Source organism: Glutamicibacter bergerei, assembly GCF_054495185.1.
The window spans coordinates 1,742,362-1,769,205 of record NZ_CM137131.1; the positions used below are offsets into that span (position 1 = coordinate 1,742,362).

Sequence of the window (26,844 nt, forward strand, 5' to 3'; positions counted from 1 at the left end):
ACTACTGGCTAGCGCGGCTGTGCTGCTGCGCGTTGAGGCTTCGTTCAAGCTCTGCGCGCTGTTCGATGAGAATGCGTAGCAGTGCTGCCGGAGCGCCCTGGTGATGTTCCAGCCAGACGTTTCCGGCCTGCAAGGTTGGATTTTCTTCCGGTTCGCCGGTGAGATCCTGCGAACCCGGGTAAAGGCCCTCGATGACGCGAGTGGCAAATTCCATGCTCATCGTTTCAAAGACCGGCAGGATTGCAGCCCAGTAACGCGACTGGAAACCAGCTAGCAGGCTAGCCGAGCCCATCGCAAAACCATCGGCGATAGCCGAAAGTGCATCGTTTGATAATGGACCGTGTTCATCGTGGCCCATCAACACGGTATCAAAAGCAGCTTCTTTCACGTCCGTATCCGGACGGGCAGCCAACGCGGTGCGGACCGCGTTTTGTGCCACGCTCGTAGGATTGCGCTTCGCAGCCTGATGCATCCGCGCTTCGGCCTGCGCGTCCAAGCCGCCCGCGGCCGCCAAAGCAATGTAGCTTGCCCAGCGAAGTTGTTCGTCAACTGTGACCCGGTAAGGATTCTCTTCCTCGGCAAGGAAGGAATCAATCACCTCGCGCGCCACACCGGAGCGCGCCAAGCGAGCTAGCGTGCGCGCGGTAGTGGTCTGCTGGTCGCTACCAGCTTCGAAATTCGCCAGCCAGCCGGTGAGAACTTCGGCAGCACGTTCGCGGATCGAGACTCGCAGTTCCGGGGCAACATATTTCGAGATTGAAGTGACCAGCTGATCAAGCAGCATCGCAAAGACACCGGAATCGGTCACCGTGTGCGCATGTTCCAAAATGGCGTTGACATAGGTCTGAGAAGCTAGCTTTGACTGACGTACGCCGTCCCATAAGGAGGCCCAACTGGTGGCGCGTGGCAAAGATTCCTGCAACGATCCAAGATTTCCCAGCAAGGTTTTCAGTGAATTTTCATCAAACTCAATGAGCGCGTAGGTTTCATCGCCCACGTTGGGCAAGATCAGATCGGGTAGCGGCTGACCGACGAGGAAATCTAGTGCGACGCTATCTCCGGAAAGTTCAACACGCTGTGTTGCGGTGCGCGTGAGCACGCCATCGGTCAGCGTGTAGGCGCCGACGGTGAGCACATGGGGTCGCACAATTGCTTGGCCACTAATCGGATCTATGCCGTGCTGTTCAAGATTCGCAGCGGTCAGGATCCCGGCGTCATCCACGGTGTAGTTCACCGCGAGTTTGGGCACGCCACTAGTCTTCAGCCAGGCATCGGCCCAGCTGCGCATATCGCGTCCGCTGGCTTTTTCTAGTGCCTGCAGGAAGTCTTCCAAGGAGGTGTTGGCGTATTCGTGTTGACGGAAGTACGCACGAGCCGCGTCGCGGAAGGCTTCTGCCCCGACAAAGGCGGCCAACTGCTTGAGCACGCTAGCGCCCTTGGCGTAGGTGATGCCATCGAAGTTCTGGTCTGCAGCCAGCAGATCTGGAATATCGGCCACGATCGGGTGGGTGGTTGGCATCTGATCTGCCACGTAGGCCCACGCCTTACGACGCGCGGCAAAGGTGGTCCATGCGGTGGTGAATTCTGTGGCTTCATCGTTAGCAAGCGTTCCGATATAGTCCGCAAATGATTCCTTCAACCACAGATCGTCCCACCAGGCCATGGTCACCAGGTCGCCAAACCACATGTGCGCCATTTCGTGCATGAGCGTATTAGCACGCTGCTCATACTGGGCTTCGGTGGCCTGGGAGGTAAATACATAACGTTCGGTGAAGGTGACGAGGCCAGGATTTTCCATGGCACCGAGGTTATATTCCGGAACAAACGCCGAGTCGTATTTGCCCCATGGGTAGGGGTAGTCAAAGAGCTCGTGGAAATAATCCAGGCCTTGGCTGGTGAGCTTGAGAATTTCTTCGCCGTCAAAGTGTTCGGCCAACGAGGCGCGGCAGGTGGCTGCCATTTCAATGTCTAGCGATTCGCCATCTGCAAGCTTTTGCACGTGGGTACCGCGCACCACATGGTATGGGCCGGCAAGGACCGCGGTGATATAGGTGGAGATCGGGCCGGTTGGTGCGCAGGCGACGGTTTTGGTGCCGTCACCATGATTCATCTCGTCGATGATCTGCTGGTTGCTGGCCAGATGCCAGTCTTCCGGGCCAGTCAAGGTGAATTGGTAGCTGGTTTTGAGATCCGGCTGTTCAAAGCAGGCAAAAACACGGCGTGCTTCCGAGGGCTCAAACTGTGTGTAGAGGTAGGTCTGGCCATCTTGTGGGTCCACGAAGCGGTGCAGTCCCTCGCCGGAACGTGAGTAGCTGGAGCGTCCGGTAATGCGCACGGTATTTGCCGCGTCCGTGCGCAAACCATCGAGGTAGATGCGGGCGTCGAGTACCGCGTCCGCGACGGAGATTTCGGCTCCATTAACCACGATGCTTTCAATCGACTCATGAATGTAGTCAATGAAGGTTTGCGGTGACTTTGAAGAGAAATTCAGTGTTGTGATCGCGGTGTAGGAAGTTTCCTGCGCTTGGGTGGCGTTGCTCAGATCAAGCTCTACGGCTGCATAGTGCCAGCTGATGTTCGCGGCACGCCAAGCGGCCTCATCGCGTCGAAGGTTCTCATTGGGTGCATAGCGTTCTAATGTGTCCACCCTTACAGCTTAGCTGTGAAATGAATGTTTGATAATGCTGAGCTAGACGAAAATTAATTTACCCGGCCGCGCATTACGGCGAGTAGCTGGCGGATTCCTTGGAAATGATCTGCGAGTAACAGGCGCGCGGCATCGATGTCTTTGGCGCGCACCGCATCAAAAATTGCGCGGTGTGCCGCCGCGGTTTCAACCAGTGCTTTAATGCATTATTCAGGCTTGCGAAAAGCCTGGCGATACTCCATCGGGGAGACACCTTTGAGAGCACGGAATCGTTGGCGGAAAGTCACAGGCGTTCCAAAACCCACAGCCGCCGAGACCTCAGCAATGGATCCGTGACTTTCCTCAAGGAGCTTGCACGCTTCATCAATACGCCAGCTCATCGCCCATTGGTGTGGTGTACTGCCCGTTTCGGCCAGGAAGCGGCGGAGAAAGGTTCGCTCCGACATACACGCCTCACCGGCAAAATCGCTAAGCGTAAGAGTTCTTGTCGGGTCTTTCATCATTAGAGTGCGAACTGTCGTCATCGCTTGACCATCACCGTGCTTCACCGCAACCGGTGTCGTGAGAAATTGTGCCTGACCACCCGTACGATGTGGGGCCATCACCATGGAGCGAGCGATAGTAGAGGCAACCGACGATCCGCAGAACTGACCTATCAGGTGAATGCTTAAATCGATTCCGGCCGCCACACCAGCGGAAGTCCAGACTCTGCTTTCCCCAACAAATAACACTGCGGGGTCGACATTGATTTCTAGGAAGCGACTCGCTAGCTCATCGGTTAAGGCCCAATGAGTGGTAGCGGTAAGACCATCCAATAATCCGGTCTGGGCCAATACAAAAGCGCCCGAACAAAGTGAGGCCACCACTGCTCCGCGTTGATGAGCTTCACGTATCGTTTCCAGATACTGATTGGGTGGTGTGGCTGTGAAGTCTCCAAGCCCGGGGATCAAGACCAGATCTGCATTTTGGGCCCATTCCAGAGTCTCATCAGCCATAGCCTGCGACGAGTCGGTCAGTTCTACCATCCCTTTGTTTATCGCACACCGGCGGAGATCGACGTTCAAGTCAGGCGACGATAAACGCTTTGCCGCCCAGGTCTCGGTCACAATTGAGACATCGAAGAGTCGAGTTCCGGGCATGAGCAAAAGCGCGACATCGATCATAAGCAAAGTATATGGCGATAAACCATCGGACATTGTCAAAACTGTCACTCACTGTGCACCGACCATGTCAGGCAAAGTATTAAACATGGACAACACAGACTTTTTTCAGGCGACGTCTACGTCGTTTTCCTCCGAGAAATTTTCGCAGAGCAGCTGCCCCGACGCTGCGTTAATCATCATCGATGTACAACGAACTTTCGATGATGAATTATTTTGGGGCATCTGGGACAACCCGCATGCTGAAGAGCATATTCAGGAACTTATCCAGAAGTGGGAACAACTGAACATGCCAATAGTCATGGTTACCCATAGTTCAGATCGTCTCGAATCAACTTTTCATCCGGTTCATGACAGTTCAAAACTGAAAGGATTTCTCGATTCCGTGCAACCAACTATTTCGATCACCAAGACGGTGAACTCTGCGTTTTATGGAACACCCGACCTAGCCGAGTGGCTCGAAAAGGAGAATATTCGGCAGGTCGTACTGTGCGGAATTCAAACAAATATGTGCGTCGAAACGACCGCGCGTATGTCCGGAAATCTTGGGTTTCACACCACAGTGGCATTTGATGCTTGCCATACATTCAGTTTGAAAGACGCTGACGGAAAGATGGTGGACGCTGCATCACTCGCCCGTATCAGTGCAATAAATCTTGCACGTGGGGACTTCGCAAGAGTCACATCAAAGGAAGAATTCTGAAGGAACTGGCAAACCGGTAATCACGAATAGTTGGTGGTTTGCTTGGCAGGCCATTTATCCCAGCTGATCCGTGGGTTGAACGGCTATTTTCCTGAGATTGGCTTCCGAGATTTGTGCATCCTGTACTCATACCAAGTCAGCCAGAGGATCAACAGGTCAAAGACGGTTAGAAGCGCCATGCCTAGGCTAAATTTTACGACAAGCTGATAGACCTGATAGCCAATAAAAATTAGTAAGAATGCCATCATCCATGGGTACGCCCAGAGGAAATTTCAAAGCACCGCCCAAACCAAAACAACTTTCACGAACCCATGCAGAAGCAAGTAGATTGCACCAAACAAGGAAGCTGAGAGTGTCAGTCCGTAAGCCGCGATAATTAGAGCGTTGGCTACAAGGTCTTGAGGATCCTCAGAAAGTTCGTGCTGGGTGAGAATCCGGACAAGGGTGCCAATTTGGTTCGGTGGAACCAGCAACAAAAGCCCGCCGCCTATTAGCTCGAGTAAACCGTCAAGTCCCTTCAGATACAAGGTCACGCGAAAGATGCGGTTGAGAGCACTTCCTTTGGTTTCTCCGACACTATTCACGACGTCTCCAGGCGAGAGGAATACTTCTAATTTGGATTCTGGCACACAGCGGTGTCATTAGAGAATTGAGTGAAGTGTTGCGTTTTCTTCACGAGGTAAGCTTTTGATCCAATGGAAAGATATCCCGAAGAGCAATTGACCAAGGCAGCAACCCGAAATGGCCATGTGGCAGACACGGGACTTCAGCAATGGCTGTCCACGGTGCGCTCGGTACCTGAAACTGCAACGTCCCCAGACTTGGAAAGTTTACGGTTGCCGCGTTCACGCGGGCCTGGTCCCGATCTGTATTCCGTGCGGAACTTTCAAATCCCGAGCCAAAAGGCAATTCCGGTTCGGTATTACCAGACGAGGGAGCAGTCGCGGCCATTGGTGGTTTATGTTCATGGCGGTGCATTTACTTTTGGTGATCTCGAATCGCACGACCGAACATGTCGGCGACTAGCAGTACACGGTGATGTCAACGTGATGGCAGTAGATTTTAGGTTGGCACCCGAGCATCCTGCCCCTGCAGCAATTGAAGACGTGGTTGATGTTTTGCGTTGGGCATCAAATGAGCAAAGTCAGATAAATCAGCCAACCATACCGGTGGCTCTTGCCGGCGATAGCTCTGGTGGACTCATTGCCGCCTTAGCAGCGAATGAGTACATTTCAACCGGGGGCCATGTATCCGCAGTGCTACTTGCCTGCCCGAATACTGACCTAACGTTGAGCAGTCCCAGTATACGGAGCAAAGGACAGGGTTGGGGTCTTAGCAGTGCAGACTTGCGGTGGTTCATCCAACAGTGGGTTCAGGATCTGGAACCAGAAACGCTAGAGAAATATAGTCCACTGCACGTAGAACTAAGAGCGCTACCCACAACAATGATTGCGATTGCAGAACATGATCCGCTACATGATGAAGGGGCAGAGTTAGCCAAGAAACTGAACCTGCTTGGAGTAGACGTTCAATTACTAGACCATGAGGGCCTAGTGCATGGGTTCTTGAGCCTAGACGAAGTGTCGACTGCAGCTGAAGTGGCAGGCACCAAAATGTTCACGCTTTTTGGACAGGTTTTACACGACCAGTTATCTCGATCGTTGCCCCGAAATAGGGGGCGCTAGATATGGTGGCGTTCACTCACGCAACTATCGCATGCCCGAAGCTGCACGGCCCCAGGAGCAAAATCATCTCTCAGGCAATCCGCTTTAAACCCGTCAGATGGATGCAAGATTTATAGAATCGCGGATTTGCTAGCAAACTCTTTTTCACTCAGGTAGTCTAAAGCGTGGTGTTTGATCGAGTTTATGGTTTCATCTGAAGAACAAGAGGAAGGGAGAAAAAATGCCAAGTAGCGCAAATGAAAAGTTGAGTTGCCCTGCTGGTACTCGTCGTCTTTTTCTTGTTGCTCCAGTCTTGGCCCTTGTATTGACCTTTATGGGCTATTGGTTGGCCAGACCTTTTATCCCTGGACACGTTGCAATCCACATGGGACCCGATGGTGTCGGCTATGGATCCGCATTCCGCATGCTGATGGTTTGCGCAGTTATCGCCGCGGTGGCTTTTGTTGTTGGCGGAATAACAGCGCGAGGATTTTTAGTCGCGGGCCACTGGTACCAGGTAGAAAAGGCCATCGTGATTAGCGTTGAAGCTTTCGCCTATGCAGTGCTCGGTGTTGGGCTGGGCTCGGTTCTGAGCATCCTGGGTGTGGAATCAAACGGCACCAGTTCCCAAAGCGTGGGCTTGGGGCTTTTGTCATTCGTAATCGTCTTTATTCTTGCCTCGATCATTTACGTCGTGGCACTTCCCAAGGGACGATTTGAAGAACTTCAGGCTCGACAACAACCGACGGATTAACATTCAGTAGTGTTTTCCTACTTGCGGGGCTGTTCATTCGCCTGCGGGTCAGCCTCGCGCACAATGCCCGTGGCAGGTGGAGCCAGTGAACGATACGTTCGTCCATCTCCCGTGTTGATCACGATGGAATGCGGAATGGAATAATCTACTTTTTCGTACCAACCCGGCAACTCTTTGGCCAAGTTGCAAAAGCGACATCTGTAGGACGAATTATGTACCGAGGTTGGTCCGTTCAGATGGCGTTGCACCACGTGGTCAATTTCTTCAGGAACACCGTCACAGTAAGGCGTCATGCAATGGGAATCTCGAATTCGGATGAACTCTTTTAGCGACTCAGGGAATTCACGAGCCTTTGAGTCCATAGCGATGAGGTCTTGATTACCAGGTGCGGTGTAGATCCTTTGAATTTCCGGGAAAGTGAAAATTCTGCGGTTCAATTCATCGTCTTTCAGCGTCAGGTGGAATGGATCTTCGAGGTCCACCTTCGCTCCAGCGACTAACTCACGAGCATACTGCGCCGGTATGATTCCGTAGCCCGGCAGGTTTGCCGGCTCATGGCTGCCTGCAAACAGTGTCTTATCGGTCATGATGAGTTTGACGTCCAAGAACAGCGGAACCTTCGGCGGAAAACCTTCCAATTGACTGCAGATGAGCATGTCAGCCTGGAGCTGTTGCTTGGTGCGTGGGTCGTTGCCCATGCGGAAGATTGCCTTGGCGCGTTTTTTGATCGACTTGGCTAAGGCTATGCCTTCGGCCAAGGGCAGCTTCGCACTGAGCATCACACAGTCCTTGCTCTTGCGGAAGCGGACATAACGGTTCGCGGCTTCATCTTCAATCTTGACGGCCTTTTCACTGCTTTGAAATCGCTCGGTGAATTTTCGAACGAGGTCGCTGATGGCCCGCACCCCAAGATTCTCAAACATATCCGTGTGATCAGCGAAAATCGCATCAAATTCACGACGGCCATTCGCGTCAACTTCTTCAAGTGGTTCGGTAATGGCTTTGATCTGGCGCTCGGTCAGATGCCCATGGGCAAAACAATCGAAGAGGTTCGGGGTGTCTTCGAGGAGGATCCGGCAGGCTCTTAGGTAACTACAGGCCCCATTGGTGCTTTGCCGACGATTGATGGCAATAGCCGCTGCGGCGCCACGTTCACTTTGGTATATGTGCACCCCGCGGTCCTCATTTTCACGGACAACTTGCTTCTCGTAAAAGTAAGCCATTCTGGCTTGCTTGGCACTAAAGCTGGCCTTGCGACGTTCAATCTCGTTAATATACTGGGCGAGTAAAGAATTATCATGAAGAGCGATGGCATCGTCGATGCCGTCATCTATAGCTTGCTCGCTGAGCTCGGTGTAATCGAGCGCCACGGATGTAGGTGGTCTCGTTGGCGGCGGAGCTTCGAACTCCTTGTCAGGTCTAGCTTCTTCTTCGTACATAGTTTCACTTTACGCCGTTGTACCGACGTTTTAGGCTCGCAGGAACCGTCTGTGGATAAGTGGATATATTCTTTTTATACTCAGGTCACCCGGGTGATCACGAAAAACCTGCCTGGTAAATTTGGCGTAAATCATCAATTGACAGGATGGTACGTAAAATGTTTTTGCATCATGTACAGCTTTCGATGGGATCAGGAAAAGAAACGCTTGCTCGCAGCTTTTACGTAGGGGCCTTAGGCCTCACCGAGGTGCCCAAACCGCCGTCGCTACAGCAGCGCGGCGGGTGCTGGTTTCGAGCGTTCGAAGGCGAACAGGTGGTCGCTGAAGTGCATCTTGGTGTTGATCAAAACTTTGTCCCGAGCGGCAAGGCGCATCCGGCATTTCTAGTCAAGAATATTGCCACATTGGAAGCGATGGCCCGGCGGATTGAATCGGGTGGGCATGAACTGTCTTGGGTGGAGCGGCATAGCTTTGAGGGTTACCAGCGGTTCCACTGCCGTGACCCGTTTGGCAATAGGATCGAAATCCTTGCACGTGATATCAATAATAATTAAATAGAACACCTCTGATTTGGTAAGCTTAAATCAGGTAGGTAGAAATTTTATGCCACATTTGGGAACTTTCACGAGAGGGTGTCGTGTCCGAAGAGGACCAGAGATATAACCGCAATTGGATCATCGGCATTATCAGTGGATTGCTGATTCTTGCCCTGTTGGCAGGCGCCTGGATGGTTATGGTCAAGGACCAGCTGCCGGCGGAACTCGCGACGCACTGGAATGGCCGCGGCGAGGTAGACGGTTATGATTCCCTCTTAGGTCACGTGCTGACGATGACCTTTTTCTCTGTGTTTGTTGCCGGGGCTATCGGATGCGCGGCGATCATGACCCGCGCTCAGTCGATCATGCTGGCCCGGATTGGTCTCGGATTCGCGGTGGTGCTTGGACTAATGATCAATGGTTTGAGCCTTGCTTTGGTCGTGGGCCAATTGGGGATGGGCTCTGCCCAGTTCGCTTCCGTGCACGGGCTGACACTTGCTGTATCTTTGACCGGATCCGCACTGTTGGGCCTATTAGTATTCTTCGCCTACCGTCCGCGGGAGGTGATGCACGAACAATCACACGAGATCATCGCCGCGGATTTGGAAGCTAACGACCCAGCCTCTGCTGTGGCGCTTAGTCAGGCACAGCGCGCGCAGCTCGACGAGGTATCGCAGGTGACGCTGACAGTGCCCGGGATGCGCTGGTTGATTGCCGCAGTTGCGATACTACTGATGCTGATCGGTTGGTACGCCGACCAATTCGTGGTGATTTTCGGCGCGCTGGCCGGCGGCCTGTGCTACTGGTTCTTCTTTGCTGGAGTTTTTGAAGTCGACGGACAAGGCACACGGATTGTGGCTTCCAGATGCTTTAAGGTCATGAAGCTTCAGTACTCGGATATCAAAGCCGTGCACGTGAAAGACGTAAGGGCCTTGGAATACGGTGGGTGGGGCTACCGCTCGGACATCTCGCATAAGGGGTTTTTGACCGGCAATGGGCCGGCCGTCGTCATCGATATGGGCTACTACCAACAGCAGATCATCTCGATGCCGGACGTAGCCACGGCCAGCCAGATTTGTGCGCTCATCAACGCTTATCGACTACTTGAGACGACCAAGGCCGCGACCACCAAGTAGGTAGCCGCGGCCCTGAAGCGAACTTACGCCTTGGACTTCTTCAACGACTTCTCGCTGACCGGAGCATTGTCACTGGCCCGTAGCTTGCGGAAGTACTCCATGGCCTCATCTTGGCGGGTGGCCTCGATACCGGTGGAGATCTCCGCGCGCAGATGCTCCTGAGTGTAGCCAAACGCGTCAACCAGATCCTGAGCATGGGGGCGCAGGCGGTCTAGCAGACGATTGAGGTAACCCGGGAGGGTGCGCGCACGCTGCATGGACAGTCGGCCGTGGGCCAAGAACCAGCCCAGATCATCTTCGATCAAGCTCAGTGCGAAGACATCACGCAACCAGGTCAACACCTCGGCGGTAGTTGGATCCTCAACCTTGGTCAGCGCCGCCGTGAAAGCTTCCCAGCGCAACAGCTGCCCGTGATCACGAGCGGCCGAGATCAGCAGGTCTTGATTCTCGTTGAAAGCCTTGGCGCCCTTGACTTTATCCTTGCCTGCCGCGCGTAAAGCGTTTGCCACCTCTGCAACTTTGGCGTTGACCCGGTCGGTCAACAGCTCGCGCTGGTTCGCCGGATCCTTGAAGAAGTTTGCGCTCTTACGCTCATCGGAGACATCGACGAAGGCCTGGCCCACGCTGCGCAACCCCGAACGGTAGAGCGCTGTGGTGCCGACCTGCTTGGCCACGTAACGGGCCATCGCCCCGGTATCTAGCTTGCGGAACTCCGCCGCGTAATCGGTGAGCAGGCGTTTGCCCACCAGCTGCAAGAGCACATTGTTATCCCCTTCGAAGGTCACGTACACATCCAGATCCTGGTAGAGCTGGGTGAAGCGATTCTTGGCGATGTAACCCGAACCGCCGCAGGCTTCGCGTGATTCTTGGATGGTGTCTAACGCGTCCCAGGTGCTCAACGGCTTCAACGCCGCGGCCAGGGTTTCTAGATCTTGACGATCCTCGTCGGTGTCTTCGCGGCCGGAGAAGACCGCGTCAAACTTCGAGAGCAGTTCATCGTGTGCAAAGGACGCGGCGTAGGTGCGTGCCATCCGGGTGATCAGCCGACGCTGATGACGCTGGTAATCCAAGATCGTGGTTTCTTCGGTATCTGAGACGCTGTTGAACTGGCGACGCTGGTTGCCGTAAGTTACGGCGATCTGCAGGGCCATCTTCGAGGCGCCAGTTGCTGCGCCGTCGAGTGAGACTCGACCCTGGACCAGGGTGCCGAGCATCGTGAAGAAGCGTCGGCCGGGGGAGGAGATCGGGGAGCTGTAGCTGCCATCGGCGGCCACATCGCCGTAGCGGTTGAGCAGGTTGGTGCGTGGGATGCGCACGTTGGTGAAGTGCAAACGGCCGTTGTCGATACCGTTCAGTCCGCCCTTAAGCCCGTCATCCTCGCCTCCGACACCTTCAACGAAGCTACCGTCTTCATTGCGGATCGGCACGTAGAAACAGTGCACGCCGTGGTTTACCCCGTTGGTGATCAGCTGCGCGAAGACCGTCGCTGCGGTGCCGTGCAACGCGGCGTTGCCCAAGAATTCTTTCCAGGCAGCGGCGAAGGGCGTGTGGATGACAAACTCTTCGGTTTCCGGGTCATAGGTGGCGGTGGTCGCTACCGCAGCCACGTCGGAGCCGTGGCCGATCTCGGTCATGGCAAACGCGCCAGGTACATCCAGGTTCATTGCGCCCGGCAGCCACTTGGCGTGGTGTTCTTCGGTGCCTAGGTGCATGATGGCACCGGCAAAAAGACCCCACTGCACGCCGGCTTTGATCTGCAGCGAAGGGTCCGCGGCGACAAGTTCCACGAACGCGGCGATGGAGCCTCCGTGGTCATGGAGCCCCCCAAACTTCTTCGGGAATGCGCGCTGTACCGCTTTTTGATCAACTAAGACCTTCAGCTGGCGCAGCACCTGTTCGCGGTGTTCATCCATGGACCACGCAGGGTCACGCTGCAACTGCGGGTCGGCGGCGCGAGCACGCGAAGCCTTGCGGATTTCTGCGTAGGGGCCAAGGAGCTGTTCGGCCAGGGCTTTAACGTTGATGCTGTTCATTTGTTTGCCTTTCATGCGCTGCGTTGGGTGGTGGAGATGCCGTGGGTGAGCCAAGAGCTGAGGGCCTGGGCCATTTCATTCAAAGTTGCTTTGTCTTCGCCTTCGGGCTGGCGCAACCAGATTTCTCCGGCGGAGCGGATCATCCCGAGGGCCGCGCGTGGCCACAATCCGGTGGCCTTGGAAGCACTGTGCGTATTGCCGGCCAGATGTGCGGTTAGCCGCTCATTCATCAATGCGGTGACCTCGTCGAAGAAGGCATTGAGTACTCCCAGGGAGCCGGTTGCCGTGCGATCTGGTGCGGTGAGCACGTCCGGGGCTTGGGCGGTGACGAAAAAGTAAAGGTTCGGACTGCCCTTGGCTAGCTCCAGGTAGGCGGTAACCATTGCGCGTAGCGCCCCGGCTTCGTCTCCCTCGGCCAGGCCCGCGGCGATGATCGAATCGCGGAAGTCTGTGATAACCACCGCGCCGAGCGCTTGGCGCAACCCTTCCTTATCTCCGAAATAGCGGTAGTAGACCGGTTTGGAGGTTTTGGCGTGCGCGGCGATGTCTTCCATGGACACCTGCGGGCCCAGCTTATGTACCGCTTTGCGGGCGAGCTTGAGCAGCTCGGTATGGCGTTGGCTGCGATGCGCCTGCCAGCGGGCCGAACGACCATCGGTGACCGCATCGTTATCTTGGGTGATCTTGTTCACGTAACTCAGAGTATCATGTACTGTTGGTTACAGTAATACTTCTCACAACCCTAGGAGTTCTTCCATGGCCGATCAGCCAGTGCGCCACGCGGTAATCATCGGTGGCAACCGTATTCCCTTTGCCCGGTCAAACACCGCCTACGTGAACGTCTCCAATCAGGACATGTTCACCGCCGCGCTGGAAGGCCTGGTAGCCCGCTTTGGCCTGCAGGGACAGCGCATCGGCGCGGTCTCCGGCGGCGCGGTACTCAAACACTCCAAGGACTTTAACCTGATGCGCGAGTGCGTACTGGGTAGCTCATTGGACGCGGCTACTCCGGCGTACGACGTACAGATGGCTTGCGCCACCGGCATGGAAGCCATCGGTTCGCTGGCAAATAAGATCAAGCTCGGCCAGCTCGACTCGGCCATCGGCGGTGGCGTGGATACCACCAGTGACGCGCCAATTGTGGTCTCCGAGCCATTGCGCGCTATCCTGCTGGAACTTTCGCGGGCGCGCAGCACCAAGGCCAAGCTCAGCGCCTTGGCGAAGATCCGCCCGGCACACCTAGCACCCAGCGCTCCGGGCACCGGTGAACCACGCACCGGGATGTCAATGGGTGAACACCAAGCCATCACCACCCATGCCTGGGGCATCACCCGCGAAGCCCAAGACGAACTAGCGTTGGCCAGCCACAAAAATCTTGCAGCCGCCTATGACCGTGGTTTCTTCGATGATTTGATCACCGCGTTTAACGGGCTAGCCAAGGATAATAACCTGCGCGCCGATTCCTCCATGGACAAGCTGGCAAAGCTTAAGCCAGCCTTCGGCAAGTCGCTGGGGGAGCAGGCCACGATGACCGCTGCGAACTCCACCCCGCTGACCGATGGCGCCTCGGCAGTGCTTTTGGGTAGCGAGGCTTACGCTCAGGAAAACGATCTGCCGATGTTGGCGAACTTTGTAGACTTCGAAGCTGCCGCGGTGGACTTTGTCCACGGTAGCGAAGGACTGCTGATGGCTCCTGCCTACGCCACCGCCCGACTGCTCAAGCGCAATAACCTCAGCTTGGAAGATTTTGACTTCTTCGAGATCCACGAGGCCTTTGCCGGCACCGTGCTAGCCACGCTGAAGGCGTGGGAGTCCGAAGAGTTCTGCCGCGAAAAGCTGGGACTAGACGAACCACTAGGCACCGTGGACCGCGCCAAGCTCAACGTGAATGGTTCCTCGCTGGCCGCTGGCCACCCATTCGCCGCCACCGGCGGACGATTGATCGCCAGCACCGCAAAAATGTTGCATGAAAAGGGTTCGGGCCGCGCACTGATCTCCGTGTGTGCCGCCGGTGGTCAGGGTGTTGTTGCAATCTTGGAGGCACGAAAGTAAATGGCTGATAAGTACCTAGAACTAGTGAACAGTGGGATGACCAAGAAGCTTGCGAAGCTGCTTGGACTTCCACGCCCACCGCGCCTGCGCCGCTACGGGGTAGACACCCCGCTGCTTCCCGGTCCGGTATTGGTCTTAGGCACCTCCGCCCGTGCCCAGGAACTCAGCGACGTCATGGTCTCTTGGGGATTGGATGTGCGCCGCCACGATGCGGGGCAGAGCAAACTAGGTGGGCTGGTGTTGCTACTCGATGAGCTGAGCCATCCCGAACAGCTCTCCGCCCTGATGCTTGCCACCGGTGCTGCCTTGCGCAAACTAGTGCCCGGAGCCCGGGTGGTTTCCGTCTCCAAGCCGGCGTTGGCTAACGATGAGCCTGCGGTCGCCGCGGTCCGCCAAGGCATTGATGGCGCGATGCGTTCCTTGGGACGCGAAATGCGCGGTGGAGCCACCGCCAACGGCATCGTCTTAGCTGGTGACACCAGCATTGTCAGCCCGAGCGCACTGGGAGCGCTACGCTTCTTCTTCTCCGGGCGCAGCGCATACGTGGATGGTCAATTTTTGACCGTCCGCACCGAAGCTGGAGAACTTCCCGATGACTTCCGGGCACCACTGGCCGGTAAGGTCGCAGTCGTCACCGGCGCCGCCCGTGGTATCGGCGCGGAGATTGCCCGCACCCTGGCCCGTGACGGTGCCAAGGTGGTCTTAGTTGACATGCCGCAGGCGGGCGACGCGCTCGCAAAGGTGGCAAATCAGGTCGGTGGCACTACGCTGCAGCTAGATGTCACCGCCAAGGATGCGGGCGCACGCATCATGGATCACGCGCTCACCCGACACGGCTCGCTGGATTTGGTAGTACACAACGCCGGAATCACCCGGGACAAGTTACTGGCAAATATGGATGCCGCCCGTTGGGATTCGGTCATCGCGGTTAATATCGCCTCACAGCTGCGCATGAATGAAGTCTTTTTGGCCGCAAAAATCCCAGGACTTCGCGTCGTCTGCCTGGCATCGACCTCCGGCATTGCCGGTAACCGCGGGCAGACAAATTACGCCGCCAGTAAGGGAGGCGTCATCGGCATGGTGCGAGCCAGCGCCGCACTATTCGCCGAAAGCGGTGGCTCGATCACCGCCGTGGCACCGGGCTTTATCGAAACCGAGATGACCGCAAAGATCCCGCTGGGCACTCGAACCGTGGCACGCTTGGTGTTGCCTTCGCTCATGCAGGGTGGCTTGCCGGTAGATGTCGCCGAGGCGATTGGATTCCTTGGCTCTGACGCTGCCGCCGGCCTCAACGGCCAGACACTGCGTGTCTGCGGTCAGTCGCTAGTGGGTGCCTAAATGGGTGCCGAAGTAGTTTCCGCGATCCCCTCGATGGGATCGGTTTATGCGCGGGCGGTCAAAACGCTGAACCGTAAGAGTAAGAACCCGGTGTTGCCCGAGGTGACGCTGGTCTTCCAAGGGGCTCAAGCCGACCGGGAAAAACTCGGAGAATTCCGCCGCGCGGTCAAAGCGCCGGCCAACGGTAAACTGCCTAGCCTCTACGTACATTCGCTGGCGTTCCCGCTGGCGATGTCCTTGATGCTACGCGAAGATTTTCCGCTGCCGTTGCTGGGCATGATTCACCTAACCAACCAGGTGGACGTCGCCGAGCCGCTGGGGGACGCCGAGTTATTTGACGTGGAAGTGAACGCCGAGAACTTAGTGGCACACCCCAAGGGGGTCTGCTGCGATCTGCTGGTAAAGATTGTGGTGGACGGGCAAACCCGAATGTTGTTGCGCAGCACCTTCCTGGCTAAAGGCGTCAAAATTGATGGCCAAACGCCGCCGAGTGTGGAGCATAGTGAGTTTAGTGCGCCGCAGCGCACCGCACAATGGAAACTGGGAGCAGGTGCTGGACGGGCATGGGCTTCCGTGGCCGGGGACTACAACCCGATTCACCTCAGTGCACTCAGCGCGAAGGCGCTAGGAATGCCTCGGGCCATTGCCCACGGTATTTATTTGGCGGCTCGCGCGCTGGCAGGAATTGAACCGGCTAGCGGAAACTATTCGTGGCGCATTGAATTTAAAACTCCGGTGCTACTGCCGGCCACCGTAGATCTGGGATTTGAAGCGACCAGCCAGGGGTACAAAGTGCAAGGGTGGAACCCGCGCAAGCTCAAACCACACTTTGAGCTGGACCTGACCCGCAAAGACTAAAATTTAGTGGTCCGTAGCAATTAGCTACGGACCACTAAATTTATACGGCCATTGCGGGGATTCGTGTTGTAGGGTGATGGCTTCCTTCGGCCGCCAAAAGTACGCGGACGGCGCCAATCCAGACCAATGCCGAACCGACTAGATGCAAAACGATCATCAGCTCGGGCAGGTGAGTTAGGGACTGAATGATTCCCAGAGCTCCTTGGCCTAGAAAAACGAGAATAAAAAGCAAGGTCTTGTCTGCGAGGAGCTTCTCGCCGGCCCGCTTCGCACGGCACCATAAGCCGACTGCCAAGCTGAACGCCGCCAGCGCCGCGGCACCATGGATCAGGGTGACCCAAATCCAGGAGAACGGCATGCGCGGAACGTTGGCCGAATCGCCGGCGTGAGGGCCTGTACCGGTAACCACGGTTCCCAGGATGACCAGCACCGCGGTCATGGCCAGAAGCCAGCGGGCGAGCACGCGTGAATTCCGCGAACCGGCGGGCAGCTGCGGCTTATCGAGGTTCTGACTTTTCTGCCAGGTGATGGCTGCGGCAGTGAGCAGCCCGGTAGCCGCCAGGAAGTGCCCAGACACCACATACGGATTCAGATCGACCCAGACGGTGATGCCACCGATGACGGCGTTCAAAACCACAAACCAGAACTGCATCCAAGCCCAACGGGTCACCTCCGGAGCCTGCCTGCGTTGCAAGCGAGCGGTAATAATTACCCAGCCCACCACGACGCATAATCCAACGGTCAGCAGTCGATTGACGAACTCGATAATGGCATGCAATCCCATCTGCGCACTCGGTGCTACTGACCCGCCCGCGCAGGTGGGCCAGTCAGGGCAACCGAGCCCCGAGCCAGTAACGCGGACTACACCGCCGCCAAGAATGATCAAGATCGCTGCGATCAGCGCAGCAAGTGATGCGATACGAAGTGAGCGACGTTCTAGTGGGAAACGATGTGCCAGCCAGAAGAAAGGGGTACGCATGTGTTCCTTAAAGCTGATGCGATGGTGTCGGGGCCGGGGTGCTCGCCATGCGATAGCTGGCTAGCGAAGTCACAGCTGCCCGTTCCCAAGTGAATTCACCACTATGTTCAAGCGCGGCGTGCCCAGCCTGGGTGACCATCGCAGGATTGCGCGCGAGTGTCAGTAGCTGTTGTGCCCAAAGATGGGGAGAACAATCTTCCATCAACCAGCCCGATTCACCGTCGTTGACCGCATAAGCCAATCCGCCCACATGGTTTGCGAGAACCGGGGTGCCGCAGGCCTGTGCCTCAGCAGCTACCAACCCGAAGGTTTCTGATAGCGAGGGTACTGCCACCACGTCGGCGTTGGCGAAGACTGCGGCAAGCTGTGCGGGCTGTAGCGGACCGAAGAAGCTCAATACATCGGCGACTGAGTGTTTCTCGGCAAGAGCTGGCAGGTCGTAATCGGCGGAACCAGAATTCGCACCGAACAATGACGCGGTGATTTTCAGTGTCGGGTCCTGGGCGCGGGCGAGGGCGATCGCCTCGATCAGTACGTGGGCACCCTTGAGCCGCTGTAGCCTGCCAGCGTAAACCAGATGGAGATCATCGGCACCTAACGGGCGGCGGAGTTTGTTCTGGTCGGGGTGGAAAACCTTGTGGTCAACCCCCGGCAGCACCACATCGAGCTTTTCTTTATCTACGCTGTAGAACCGGGAAAGCTGCCTGGCCTCGACCGGAGTGTTTGCGATGATGCGAGTTGCTCCGGCGAGTAGACGGCGCTCGGCTTCCTTGCGCTCTTCGGGCTCGGGAATACCAGACTCAAACTCTTTGGCGGCAGCGGAGGTATGAAGCGAAACGACTAGGGGGATTTTCCATGCTTCGGCTAGTTGTAAACCGACCATCCCGGAGAGCCAGTAGTGGCCGTGGATGATGTCGATGTTCAGGCTAGCCATATGTTCCTTGAGCAGGGAAGCGGCTTCATCGATGATGTCCGGCAGTTCTTCTTTGGACAACTGAGCCTCAGGACGTATCTGCACCTGATGCATGAAGACGGCCGGGCTCACTTCGCTCGACGTTGATTCATCAGCGGTACGAGTGAACATATGTACCTCATGACCCAGTGCCCCGAGGGCTAAGGAGAGGTTTCGAATGTATACATTCATGCCACCCGCGTCGCCGGACCCGGGTTGTTCCATGGGCGAGGTGTGCAGGGAAAGCATGGCGATTCGCATGAGGGCTCCAAAGCTGGCGGACAAAATCGTCATTTTACTAATTGATGACCATCACCGATCGTACCAAGCTAAGCGATGGGCTAGAGCGCTTACAAACCGGTTTCTTGTGATCGGAAGGAGTCAAGCTGCGAATTTTGCGTTTATTAACAGGGGCAGCGTGAACCTTCAACTGCTTGCGTACCGTCATGCTGGTGTATTTTGTGGGTAAGTCACCCAATATATAGAAACGGCCTCGCTCCTACTGGAGCGAGGCCGTTTCTATATGCGTGATTACGCCTTCTTGCGAGTCAAGAATCCCCAGATAATGAGAACAATCAACGAACCGCCGATTGCCAACAGCCAAGTCGACAACGACCAGAACGAGCTAATGTCCGCGTTGAACAACGCGGAGCCGATCCAGCCGCCAACAACGGCGCCAACAACGCCAAGTACCAACGTAGCGATCCAGCCGCCACCCTGCTTACCTGGCTTGATTGCCTTTGCAATCGCACCGGCAATAAGACCCAAAACAATCCAACCAATGAAACCCATGACTATTCCTCTTTCAAGTTATAAGTGACTTCGTTCAGCATCTGGACTGAGATGCACTCGCAGAACATTACCGATGAGTAGCAGTGATTACTAATCAAGAACTGTGTAGCTCCTGTTGTTGGGTCCAACCGACCGGTAAATTCGCGTCGTTGGATTAGTTTCCCGCGAATTGGATAGTGAAGTTTGATCCTGGACTGAGCCTAAATAATCACATGCCTATCCAAGTCAGCTGAGGTTTCATGGTTGTAAACATAAAATACCTAATTATGGAGAGTTGCCCGAAAAGCGACATGTGTTGCTTGCGTTACAGGGACCAAAATCACAGTATTTCGGCCAGGTTAGCGAGAGGCAATGCCTGGGACTCGAAGCATTACTCAGGGGAGTGAACGACCTAATCAAGACCTGAATCAACATTGCTGAGCTTCGCTCGAAAATTTTCTGCGTTGGAGGAATCTGCCGGAACCCAGGCGATCTGGCCTATGTGCCATGTCCTACCGCAGTACTTAGATTGGAACTAAGTTGGGGCAGTGAAGTGATCTGGGGAATCTGGTGATGAGTCGCGCCGGCTCGCGAATGCCTTGCGAGGGGTGCTTGTCAATGCTTGTCAGCAGATGACATCTTTATGACTTGAGTTCCATACACACATTTTGGGACTTAACCCAGATTTGGCGTTCCTGTCAACATGGGTAAAAGAAAACCCCGATCGACCGAAGTCAACCGGGGTTTCTACCTGTGCGCGAAAGGGGACTTGAACCCCCACCCCCTTGCGAGGACTAGCACCTCAAGCTAGCGCGTCTACCTATTCCGCCACCCGCGCAGGTCATGCGTTGTCTGCGTTATTACCGCTGGCAACGAAGTAAAACTCTACCACCAGATATTCATGAACTCCAATTCGGCAAGCTCTGGTCCTCGGAGGCTTGATTTTCCCGGAATCTTGCGGATAAATCGCAGTTGAGTAGTGCTTTCGAAAGCGAAATGACGCAATCCGTGTCAAGGGTCACAGGCAAATTCTGTGCGTATCGACCAAATGCGTATCCACGCGGGTATTAGCTTTTGTGCAATAGTGCGCGCAACTGTGCCGGGCTAAGTACTTGATTGAAAATTTCCCCCTCAGGCTCCAGCAAACTGCCTTTGGGTAGCTCCCCAACTAGAACCGGAGTGAAACCTAGGGTTCTGACTAGTCGGGCTACAAGAACCGCATCAGCTTCATGATCCGATGCGACGGCTAAGGCGCGCTGCTGAGCTTGTCGAGTGGAACTGTCCGAATCCAGGTCCCAATGGCTGATGTGATTCAACGCTTTGACAATTCGTGAACTAGCAAAATGTTGCGCGATAACTTCGGAGCTAGAAAGCCCAGCGGCCTGTCCGTCTTCCAGCCAGCTGGGCAGGGGCATGTCATCCCAACGGTTTGTTGCATCGACGAGTGTTAGTCGGGCCAATGATTCACGGTCCACATCATCGAGATCATCTTGCGGCACCATGAGCACGACTAAGGAGACGTCGGCGCCAATGTCGTTGGCTGGTACTGCGGTGGCCTGTGGGGCATATTGAGCCAGATGATATTTCATCTGGCTCGGTGATCGCGAAGAGGCGATGTTCACTGGAATCCCGACAGTCGCCGCTGCACGCGCCAAAGCGGTGCCAGCTCGCCCAGCGCCTAAGATGCCAATACGGTCGGTGAAAGGCACCGTATCTTCCTGAAAGGGATTCAAATTCTTATCCTGAGTAGTCATTGCCTTCAGCGTAGTCGCTGCCGTCTAACTCACGAACGAAAAGAGGCCTTCATCCGTATTGCTCGGGATGAAGGCCTCTTTGGACGCAACTCGCTAACCGCCGAAGAGCGGTGCGAGGTTCTTGATCAGTTGCTGGATGCCCAGCGCAATGAACAGTATCGCGGTAATAGCCAGAGCAGTGTTGGTGTGCCAACGGTTGGCCCAGCCCTTAGGGATTCTCTTGCCGTTAAGCAGGCCAAGCAAGGTGATCGCCAAGAACGGCATGAACAGCGAGCCGAGCACGCCGTAGGCCAAGATTAGCGCGATTGGCTTGTCCAGCAAGAACAAGACCATTGGCGGGAAGGTCAGCCAGAGTACGTAGAACTTGAAGTACTTGCCACCGGTCATGGTGTCTGGGTGGCCAGCTGGCTTCTTGCGCATGTGGCCCCAGAAGTCAGCGAACATGAGCGAAACGCCGTTCCATACACCGATGATCGAGGAGAAGGAAGCGGCCCAGAAGCCCACAAGGAATCCGGTGCCTACAAAGGTGCCGTAACGTTCGTTGAGCACATCACCCAAGTCCAGCAGACCGCGGTCACCTGCGGACAAGGAAACGCCAGCAGCCTGAACTACTTCGGCGCCCACAATCAGCATGGCAATCACGAAGATGCCGGTCATGACGTAAGCCATCGAGTTGTCGATACGCATCACACGCATCCACTTTGGGGTGTACCAGCCCTTTTCACGCAGCCAGTATCCGTAAGCAGCCAGGGTAATAGTGCCGCCGACACCGCCGGCTAGTGCCAGGGTGTAGACCACGCCGCCGGACGGAATCATTGGAACGAGTCCCTTGATCATCTCCGGGAAGTTCGGCGCAGCAATAACAGCCAAGCCAACTACGGTAATGAACATGATGCCCACCAGTACCGCGGTGACCTTCTCAAAGAAGGAGTACTTGCCGAACCAGACCATCGCAAAACCGGCCAGGCCCATCAGGACTGCCCAGATCTTCAAATCCACGGCTGGGAAGAGTGCTGCCAGCGGCATGGCCGCAGAACTCATTGCGGTGGCGCCGTAGACGAAGCCCCAGATGATGATGTACGGACCGAAGTACCAGGTGGTCCACTTACCAAGGGTCTTCCAACCCTCAAAGATGGTCTTTCCGGTGGCCAGTGTGTAACGTCCGGCGCCTTCGACCAAAACGATTTTGAGGATGACACCCAAAATCACTGCCCAAAGTAGGGCGTAGCCGTACTGGCTACCCGCCACCAAGGTGGCGACCATATCGGCTGCGCCTACACCGGTTGCCGCAACAACCAGACCCGGTCCGACAATCTTCCATTTTGGTGGACCGCCACCGTCGCGGTCGCCCTGAACCGCGGCGTCTGAAGCGCCCGGCTGCTGCTGTTCGGCCATGAATATAATCCTTAAAAGTTTTTGCTCGTTTCCGGTGCGAGTACCGGTGTCCGTGATCGGTTTACGTGAGGTAAAAGCTACATTGATTTTCATCACGCCAACATGAGAGACAGATCTAATGTATGGGTGAGCCAGCCCATATCCAACATGTGCGCCAAATCTTAAGACTGTCTTAGGAAACCGTTCGGTCAGTTATTCGTTTAGCCCAGCTGATAAAGTGCATCTGGGTGCGTGGTGCACCAGAGATCGAAGGGACATGACCTTGCAGCTGCTTATCGTCGAGGATGACGACGCCGTCGCGACGGCCCTGGTCGACGCCGTGGCAGCTGCCGGACATACGGCAATCTGCGTGGCCCGAGGGGCCGATGCGCTGCTGCGGCACCGCGAAGCGCAGATGATCCTGCTCGATTTGGGCCTACCGGACATGGATGGGCTCGAGGTTCTGCGCAAGCTGCGACTTATCACCAGTAGTCCGATAGTCATCCTCAGCGCCCGCGATGATGAACGCAGCGTCGTTCGAGGACTGCGCCAAGGCGCCGATGACTATTTGGTTAAACCCATTGGACTGACGGTGCTTCTGGCACGCATTGAGGCTGTGGCCAGGCGTTCGCAGCTCAGCTCGAGTTCCAGTAGCGAATTGCAGGTTGGTGAACTGCGTATTGATTTAGATAAGCGAACCGCCGGGTTGGGGGAGCGGTCACTGAATCTGACAGCGAAAGAGTTTGATTTGCTCTCCTTGCTGGCACAACATGCAGGCTCGGTCGTGACCCGCGAACAAATACTCGACGCGCTGTGGGGAGACGCTTTCATAGCGGTTTCCCGTTCCTTGGACGTACATCTGACGGGGTTGCGCGCCAAGCTGGACAGTCCGGGAATGATCATCAACGTGCGCGGAGTCGGCTACCGCATCGAGGCCCCGTGAGACGCCGCGTCATTCTCATCTTGGGTTCCTTGCTGGCGTTGTTAGTGATCATCGTTTCCGGCGTGCTGATGCAAAATGCGAGCGTTGATGCCACCCAGCAACTGCGGCTGACCCGTGCCGCGTCGCTGAACCGTTTTGTTCAGCTGGCGGCTTCCACGGATGCGGATCATGGCAAATTGCAACAAGAAATGGATACCTACTCACAGCTCTACAACGAGGGGCTGCTGATACGGATGGATCAGCAGACCTTCACCTCTGGGAATATCGATCCGCGTGACCCGCAGGTTCAACAGGTGGTTGAGAACACCGAACTGAATCTAGGACACACCGATATTGACACCATCAACCCTTTATCCAACGACAAGTCGCTCATCGCTCGGCCTTATGGCAATTCCACTCAGGTGCTGGGCGCGGTAATAATGCAGGTAAATCTCGATTCTGCCCGAGAGCTGGTTTTGCAACGCTGGGTGCTGGTGGTGTTAGTCAGCCTGACCGCAGGCTCAGCCTTATTGCTTCTGGCAGATCGAGTCACCACCTGGGTATTACGACCTATCCACCGGCTCAACGAGGCGACCAAGGCCCTAGCTGCAACAAAAACCGCGGCGCCTTTAGAAGCTGCTGGCCCGCCGGAACTACAGGAATTGGCACGTTCTTTTAGCACCATGGCTCAGGTGATGACCGCTAGTTTGGCGCAGCAGCGCGAACTTATTGCCGAAACCTCACATCAGTTGCGCAACCCGGTCGCCGCCTTGCGACTACGCGTGGATCTTCTGAAAATGCGGCTCGGCGACGAGGCGGATCCGCAAGGGGTGCGGGCGGTGGAGAAAGAACTGCGAAGAGTCGAAACCCTGTTGGACGCGGTGCTGCGTTTGGCCAGCGCCGACCACCGACTCTCTGAGCTCACCGCTGGCACTACGCTGGCCACGGGCGTTGCCGACTCCGCGCCGGTCCCGGTACGTGATTTGCTCATCGAAGAAATTGAGCGGCGGACCGAGAGCGCCCGCAACACCGGCACGGAGTTATTGTTCAACTCGGGCCAAGAAACTGAATTCTGGGTAAGTTGCAACGAATTCGAGCTGCAGCAAATGATCGCCGAACTCTACGAGAACTGCCTGAAATATGCTCCGGGAGCACCGGTGCTTACGAGCCTTACCGCCACGGAACAAATCGTCGAAATCATCATCAGAGATCACGGACCGGGGCTGCGCACCAAGGACTTAGCCTTGGTCACCGAGCGTTTCTGGCGGGCGGATCCCACCGGGGCAAGCCCCGGAACTGGTTTGGGCATGGCGATTGTGGAACGTCTGGCCCAAGCTAATGGCGGCGAACTGATCGTAGAGGCCGGCGTTGGTGGCGGACTGCAGATGAGACTTCTTCTGCTACGCAGCGCTGCACCGAGGCAGGGGGTGCACCTTGGGTAAATCACCGGCTATTGGCGCGCGAACTATCGGACGCAGACAGCTACTTCGCTGGGGTGGACTCTCGCTGATGGGTGCCGGGCTGGCCGCTTGTTCCGCCGGGCCGTTGATTCCGCGGCTGGATGTCGCCGGGGGTGAAAACGGCGGCATGTATTTTGAATTCGCGACCTTATTGTGCGAGGCACTGGTTAAATACAAGATCGCCGAAAAGTCCGAGGCGTTGATCACCGAGGCCAGCGTCGAGAATCTGAAACTTTTGAAGAATGGGACAGCAGGACTTTCGCTGGCACTGGCCGATACTGTGGCCCAACTGAGGCCTGCGGAGAGTTCTTTAGTTGCCTTGGGGCGTGTGTACCAAAATTATTACCACTGTCTGGTGCCGCGAGAAAGCAGCATCCGCACCTTGGCAGACCTCTCCGGGCGCAGGCTCGGCACCGGAGCCCCCGGGTCAGGTACTTGGGTCACCGGGCAGCGCATCCTTAATGCCACGGGACTCGATACCGCTATGCGTAGCCCTCGTGAACGCCAGCTCGGCTACGTTGGCGGGCTGAAAGCGCTGGAAGAAGGCAGCATCGATGCTCTTTTCCTTTTCGGCGGGATCCCTGTAAGTTCGATTACCGAGTTGGAACAACGTTTACCACTTCGGCTGATCAGTATGTCCTCGGTACTCCCGCGCTTGCGCGAAGAATACCCGCGGCTCTACGAGCCGGTGATAATCCCGCAAGACACTTATGCCGGGGTAGCACAGGTCGATACCGTCGGAGTGGCCAACCTCTTGATGGCTAACGTGTCCTTGCCCGATTCGGTGGTCTCGGCGGTAGTTGAACTCTTGGTCAACCATGCGCGCGAACTCATTCCACGTAACAGTGCGGGAATACAATATTTGACCCCAGATACACTGATCTCAACCGGCGGCCAGCCATTGCACCCGGCGGCACAAGCCGCATACCGCAGGCTCCATGGATAATCCGCTCCCAGGCCGGGCACGAATAGAGGTTTGTAAATATGCCAAAAACGCACTCCTATGAATTGATGCAAGAAGAAGTCGTAGAGATTTGCCGCAAGCTGATCACCATTGACACCACAAACTTCGGCGATAACAACAGTCGTGGAGAGCGCGAAGCAGCAGACTACATTGCGCGCCTACTGAGCGAGGTCGGGTTGGACTCGACCATCTACGAATCAGCACCGGGACGAGCCAATCTGCTCACCCGCATTCCAGGCAGTCACCGGAGCTTGCCCGCGCTGGTGGTTCACGGACATCTAGATGTAGTGCCCGCTATCGCCGAGGACTGGTCCGTGGATCCCTTCGGAGCGCAAATTATTGATGACATGATCTGGGGTCGTGGCGCCGTCGATATGAAAGACATGGACGCGATGATCGTCGCCGTGATCAGACACCTGATGCGGGAGAAGATCAGCCCGCGTCGAGACCTGATCATTGCATTTTTCGCGGATGAAGAAGCCGGTAGTGATTATGGCTCCCTGTGGATGGTTGAGCAGCATCCAGAACTCTTCGCCGGAGCGGGCGAGGCGATCAGCGAAGTGGGTGGTTTTTCTACCGAAATCGCAGGGCAACGCGCATATCTGGTACAAACCGCTGAGAAGGGCATCGCTTGGATCAAACTTGCAGCTCATGGCGTGGCTGGCCACGGTTCACAGCTAAATGAGGAGAACGCGGTAACTCGCTTGGCGTCGGCAGTTGCGCGCATTGGCGAGTATCAGTGGCCGCTTTCTTACACGAAAACCACCAGAGCGCTATTTGAAGAACTCTCTGAAATCTCCGGGATTGAGTTCGACGAAGATCATCCCGAGCCGCTGCTCGAAGCGTTGGGGAACACCAGCCGCTTTGTTGGCGCCACCTTGCAGAACACCTCAAACCCGTCGGTACTCAAGGCCGGGTATAAACACAATGTGCTGCCTGGTTACGCTGAGGCGCTTATCGATTGCCGAACCTTGCCGATGGAACATGAATCGACACTGGCGACATTGCGGGAACTGGCGGGGGAGCATGTTGAGGTCAGCCTGCTCCAAGACCAGCAGTCTTTGGAAGTACCCTTCAGCGGCGAACTAGTGGAATCCATGGTTGCGGCGTTAAAATCCGAAGATCCGCAGGCCGTGGTGCTGCCCTACATGCTCTCCGGTGGTACCGACAACAAAGCGTTAGCAAAGCTTGGTATCACCGGGTACGGATTTGCTCCGTTGCAGCTGCCTAAAGACCTCGACTTTACTGGCATGTTCCATGGCGTGGATGAGCGGGTGCCGATCTCGGCCCTGAAGTTCGGAACCCGTGTGCTTGACCGTCTACTTAGAAACTATTAGGAGCCTCCCGC

Annotated in this window: 23 protein-coding genes, 1 tRNA gene and 1 pseudogene; 12 read left to right on the forward strand and 13 right to left on the reverse strand. The window is 56.0% G+C overall.

The features are described from left to right. Position 1: 1 nt before the first annotated feature. From pepN to ACX5K5_RS08015, 3 genes are read right to left on the reverse strand one after another with little or no spacing between them, the layout of a single operon-like run. Entirely contained in the window at positions 2 to 2,647 is a 2,646-nt protein-coding gene (gene pepN, locus ACX5K5_RS08005) for an aminopeptidase N (RefSeq protein ID WP_443447488.1), read from the reverse strand. A gap of 53 nt (positions 2,648 to 2,700) precedes the next feature. After that, positions 2,701 to 2,799 (reverse strand): hypothetical protein, encoded by a 99-nt coding sequence (locus ACX5K5_RS08010; protein ID WP_459175399.1) that lies wholly within the window; start codon positions 2,797 to 2,799, stop codon positions 2,701 to 2,703. A gap of 54 nt (positions 2,800 to 2,853) precedes the next feature. Then, positions 2,854 to 3,810, reverse strand: coding sequence for a GlxA family transcriptional regulator (locus ACX5K5_RS08015; RefSeq protein ID WP_459175400.1), 957 nt, complete (start codon positions 3,808 to 3,810; stop codon positions 2,854 to 2,856). An 85-nt stretch (positions 3,811 to 3,895) separates the two neighbouring features. Between ACX5K5_RS08015 and ACX5K5_RS08020 the strand changes: the two genes are divergently transcribed. Further along, complete coding sequence (locus tag ACX5K5_RS08020) at positions 3,896 to 4,510, forward strand: isochorismatase family protein (protein ID WP_459175401.1); 615 nt, start codon at positions 3,896 to 3,898, stop codon at positions 4,508 to 4,510. 83 nt (positions 4,511 to 4,593) lie between these two features. Here the strand turns inward: ACX5K5_RS08020 and ACX5K5_RS08025 are convergent. Continuing rightward, positions 4,594 to 5,139: pseudogene (locus tag ACX5K5_RS08025) on the reverse strand (DUF2127 domain-containing protein). A 66-nt stretch (positions 5,140 to 5,205) separates the two neighbouring features. Between ACX5K5_RS08025 and ACX5K5_RS08030 the strand changes: the two are divergent. Together ACX5K5_RS08030 and ACX5K5_RS08035 are read left to right on the forward strand one after the other, a co-directional pair. After that, positions 5,206 to 6,195, forward strand: a complete 990-nt coding sequence (locus tag ACX5K5_RS08030) for an alpha/beta hydrolase (RefSeq protein WP_096253774.1) — start codon at positions 5,206 to 5,208, stop codon at positions 6,193 to 6,195. A gap of 220 nt (positions 6,196 to 6,415) precedes the next feature. Next, the gene (locus ACX5K5_RS08035; RefSeq protein WP_346058924.1) at positions 6,416 to 6,928 is read left to right on the forward strand and encodes a hypothetical protein; all 513 of its coding nucleotides are present in this window, start codon (positions 6,416 to 6,418) and stop codon (positions 6,926 to 6,928) included. Positions 6,929 to 6,945: 17 nt separating this feature from the next. Here the strand turns inward: ACX5K5_RS08035 and ACX5K5_RS08040 are convergent, their stop codons facing one another. Next, complete coding sequence (locus ACX5K5_RS08040) at positions 6,946 to 8,367, reverse strand: HNH endonuclease signature motif containing protein (RefSeq protein ID WP_459175402.1); 1,422 nt, start codon at positions 8,365 to 8,367, stop codon at positions 6,946 to 6,948. A 158-nt stretch (positions 8,368 to 8,525) separates the two neighbouring features. Here ACX5K5_RS08040 and ACX5K5_RS08045 point away from each other — a divergent pair, with 158 nt between their 5' ends. Continuing rightward, complete coding sequence (locus ACX5K5_RS08045; RefSeq protein ID WP_459175403.1) at positions 8,526 to 8,921, forward strand: VOC family protein; 396 nt, start codon at positions 8,526 to 8,528, stop codon at positions 8,919 to 8,921. Positions 8,922 to 9,004: 83 nt separating this feature from the next. Next, positions 9,005 to 10,039: a DUF1648 domain-containing protein gene (locus ACX5K5_RS08050; protein ID WP_443439112.1), complete on the forward strand. Its 1,035-nt coding sequence runs from the start codon at positions 9,005 to 9,007 to the stop codon at positions 10,037 to 10,039. 23 nt (positions 10,040 to 10,062) lie between these two features. On the opposite strand, the gene ACX5K5_RS08055 is transcribed toward ACX5K5_RS08050, so the two are convergent. Beyond that, positions 10,063 to 12,072, reverse strand: coding sequence for an acyl-CoA dehydrogenase family protein (locus ACX5K5_RS08055; RefSeq protein ID WP_459175404.1), 2,010 nt, complete (start codon positions 12,070 to 12,072; stop codon positions 10,063 to 10,065). Positions 12,073 to 12,083: 11 nt separating this feature from the next. Next, complete coding sequence (locus ACX5K5_RS08060) at positions 12,084 to 12,764, reverse strand: TetR/AcrR family transcriptional regulator (protein ID WP_096253768.1); 681 nt, start codon at positions 12,762 to 12,764, stop codon at positions 12,084 to 12,086. Positions 12,765 to 12,828: 64 nt separating this feature from the next. On the opposite strand from ACX5K5_RS08060, the gene ACX5K5_RS08065 reads away from it, so the two are divergent. The 3 genes from ACX5K5_RS08065 to ACX5K5_RS08075 are packed head-to-tail and all read left to right on the forward strand — an operon-like array spanning position 12,829 to position 16,320. After that, positions 12,829 to 14,124, forward strand: a complete 1,296-nt coding sequence (locus tag ACX5K5_RS08065) for an acetyl-CoA C-acetyltransferase (protein WP_346058928.1) — start codon at positions 12,829 to 12,831, stop codon at positions 14,122 to 14,124. After that, positions 14,125 to 15,462: a 3-oxoacyl-ACP reductase gene (locus tag ACX5K5_RS08070; protein WP_441665385.1), complete on the forward strand. Its 1,338-nt coding sequence runs from the start codon at positions 14,125 to 14,127 to the stop codon at positions 15,460 to 15,462. Then, on the forward strand, positions 15,463 to 16,320 hold the full coding sequence (locus ACX5K5_RS08075; protein ID WP_188685927.1) for a MaoC family dehydratase: 858 nt from the start codon (positions 15,463 to 15,465) through the stop codon (positions 16,318 to 16,320). Positions 16,321 to 16,360: 40 nt separating this feature from the next. Here the strand turns inward: ACX5K5_RS08075 and ACX5K5_RS08080 are convergent, their stop codons facing one another. From ACX5K5_RS08080 to ACX5K5_RS08105, 6 genes are all read right to left on the reverse strand, one after another. Then, positions 16,361 to 17,299 (reverse strand): COX15/CtaA family protein, encoded by a 939-nt coding sequence (locus ACX5K5_RS08080; protein WP_459175405.1) that lies wholly within the window; start codon positions 17,297 to 17,299, stop codon positions 16,361 to 16,363. A gap of 7 nt (positions 17,300 to 17,306) precedes the next feature. After that, on the reverse strand, positions 17,307 to 18,545 hold the full coding sequence (locus tag ACX5K5_RS08085) for a glycosyltransferase (protein WP_459175406.1): 1,239 nt from the start codon (positions 18,543 to 18,545) through the stop codon (positions 17,307 to 17,309). Between the two features lie 237 nt (positions 18,546 to 18,782). After that, positions 18,783 to 19,043: a GlsB/YeaQ/YmgE family stress response membrane protein gene (locus tag ACX5K5_RS08090; protein WP_188685939.1), complete on the reverse strand. Its 261-nt coding sequence runs from the start codon at positions 19,041 to 19,043 to the stop codon at positions 18,783 to 18,785. Between the two features lie 733 nt (positions 19,044 to 19,776). After that, positions 19,777 to 19,860 (reverse strand) — tRNA-Leu (locus ACX5K5_RS08095). A 229-nt stretch (positions 19,861 to 20,089) separates the two neighbouring features. Next, the gene (locus ACX5K5_RS08100) at positions 20,090 to 20,755 is read right to left on the reverse strand and encodes an NADPH-dependent F420 reductase (protein WP_459175407.1); all 666 of its coding nucleotides are present in this window, start codon (positions 20,753 to 20,755) and stop codon (positions 20,090 to 20,092) included. A 114-nt stretch (positions 20,756 to 20,869) separates the two neighbouring features. Further along, positions 20,870 to 22,171 (reverse strand): Nramp family divalent metal transporter, encoded by a 1,302-nt coding sequence (locus ACX5K5_RS08105; protein ID WP_188685943.1) that lies wholly within the window; start codon positions 22,169 to 22,171, stop codon positions 20,870 to 20,872. Between the two features lie 256 nt (positions 22,172 to 22,427). Here ACX5K5_RS08105 and ACX5K5_RS08110 point away from each other — a divergent pair, with 256 nt between their 5' ends. From ACX5K5_RS08110 to ACX5K5_RS08125, 4 genes are read left to right on the forward strand one after another with little or no spacing between them, the layout of a single operon-like run. After that, entirely contained in the window at positions 22,428 to 23,093 is a 666-nt protein-coding gene (locus tag ACX5K5_RS08110; RefSeq protein WP_170947694.1) for a response regulator transcription factor, read from the forward strand. Further along, the gene (locus ACX5K5_RS08115; RefSeq protein ID WP_459175408.1) at positions 23,090 to 24,514 is read left to right on the forward strand and encodes a sensor histidine kinase; all 1,425 of its coding nucleotides are present in this window, start codon (positions 23,090 to 23,092) and stop codon (positions 24,512 to 24,514) included. Before ACX5K5_RS08110 ends, ACX5K5_RS08115 begins: the two co-directional genes overlap by 4 nt. Beyond that, complete coding sequence (locus tag ACX5K5_RS08120; RefSeq protein ID WP_459175409.1) at positions 24,507 to 25,478, forward strand: TAXI family TRAP transporter solute-binding subunit; 972 nt, start codon at positions 24,507 to 24,509, stop codon at positions 25,476 to 25,478. The genes ACX5K5_RS08115 and ACX5K5_RS08120 overlap by 8 nt, the downstream gene beginning before the upstream one ends. A gap of 38 nt (positions 25,479 to 25,516) precedes the next feature. Next, positions 25,517 to 26,833, forward strand: a complete 1,317-nt coding sequence (locus ACX5K5_RS08125) for a M20/M25/M40 family metallo-hydrolase (protein ID WP_188685947.1) — start codon at positions 25,517 to 25,519, stop codon at positions 26,831 to 26,833. Positions 26,834 to 26,844 lie beyond the last annotated feature (11 nt).

Coding starts and splice junctions, on each gene's coding strand:
- ACX5K5_RS08125 (WP_188685947.1), top strand. CDS start 25,517: ATGCCAAAAACGCACTCCTATGAATTGATGCAAGAAGAAGTCGTAGAG.
- ACX5K5_RS08030 (WP_096253774.1), top strand. CDS start 5,206: ATGGAAAGATATCCCGAAGAGCAATTGACCAAGGCAGCAACCCGAAAT.
- ACX5K5_RS08075 (WP_188685927.1), top strand. CDS start 15,463: ATGGGTGCCGAAGTAGTTTCCGCGATCCCCTCGATGGGATCGGTTTAT.
- ACX5K5_RS08040 (WP_459175402.1), bottom strand. CDS start 8,367: ATGTACGAAGAAGAAGCTAGACCTGACAAGGAGTTCGAAGCTCCGCCG.
- ACX5K5_RS08035 (WP_346058924.1), top strand. CDS start 6,416: ATGCCAAGTAGCGCAAATGAAAAGTTGAGTTGCCCTGCTGGTACTCGT.
- ACX5K5_RS08020 (WP_459175401.1), top strand. CDS start 3,896: ATGGACAACACAGACTTTTTTCAGGCGACGTCTACGTCGTTTTCCTCC.
- ACX5K5_RS08055 (WP_459175404.1), bottom strand. CDS start 12,072: ATGAACAGCATCAACGTTAAAGCCCTGGCCGAACAGCTCCTTGGCCCC.
- ACX5K5_RS08085 (WP_459175406.1), bottom strand. CDS start 18,545: ATGACGATTTTGTCCGCCAGCTTTGGAGCCCTCATGCGAATCGCCATG.
- ACX5K5_RS08015 (WP_459175400.1), bottom strand. CDS start 3,810: ATGATCGATGTCGCGCTTTTGCTCATGCCCGGAACTCGACTCTTCGAT.
- ACX5K5_RS08110 (WP_170947694.1), top strand. CDS start 22,428: ATGACCTTGCAGCTGCTTATCGTCGAGGATGACGACGCCGTCGCGACG.
- ACX5K5_RS08080 (WP_459175405.1), bottom strand. CDS start 17,299: ATGCGTACCCCTTTCTTCTGGCTGGCACATCGTTTCCCACTAGAACGT.
- ACX5K5_RS08090 (WP_188685939.1), bottom strand. CDS start 19,043: ATGGGTTTCATTGGTTGGATTGTTTTGGGTCTTATTGCCGGTGCGATT.
- ACX5K5_RS08105 (WP_188685943.1), bottom strand. CDS start 22,171: ATGGCCGAACAGCAGCAGCCGGGCGCTTCAGACGCCGCGGTTCAGGGC.
- ACX5K5_RS08045 (WP_459175403.1), top strand. CDS start 8,526: ATGTTTTTGCATCATGTACAGCTTTCGATGGGATCAGGAAAAGAAACG.
- ACX5K5_RS08065 (WP_346058928.1), top strand. CDS start 12,829: ATGGCCGATCAGCCAGTGCGCCACGCGGTAATCATCGGTGGCAACCGT.
- ACX5K5_RS08070 (WP_441665385.1), top strand. CDS start 14,125: ATGGCTGATAAGTACCTAGAACTAGTGAACAGTGGGATGACCAAGAAG.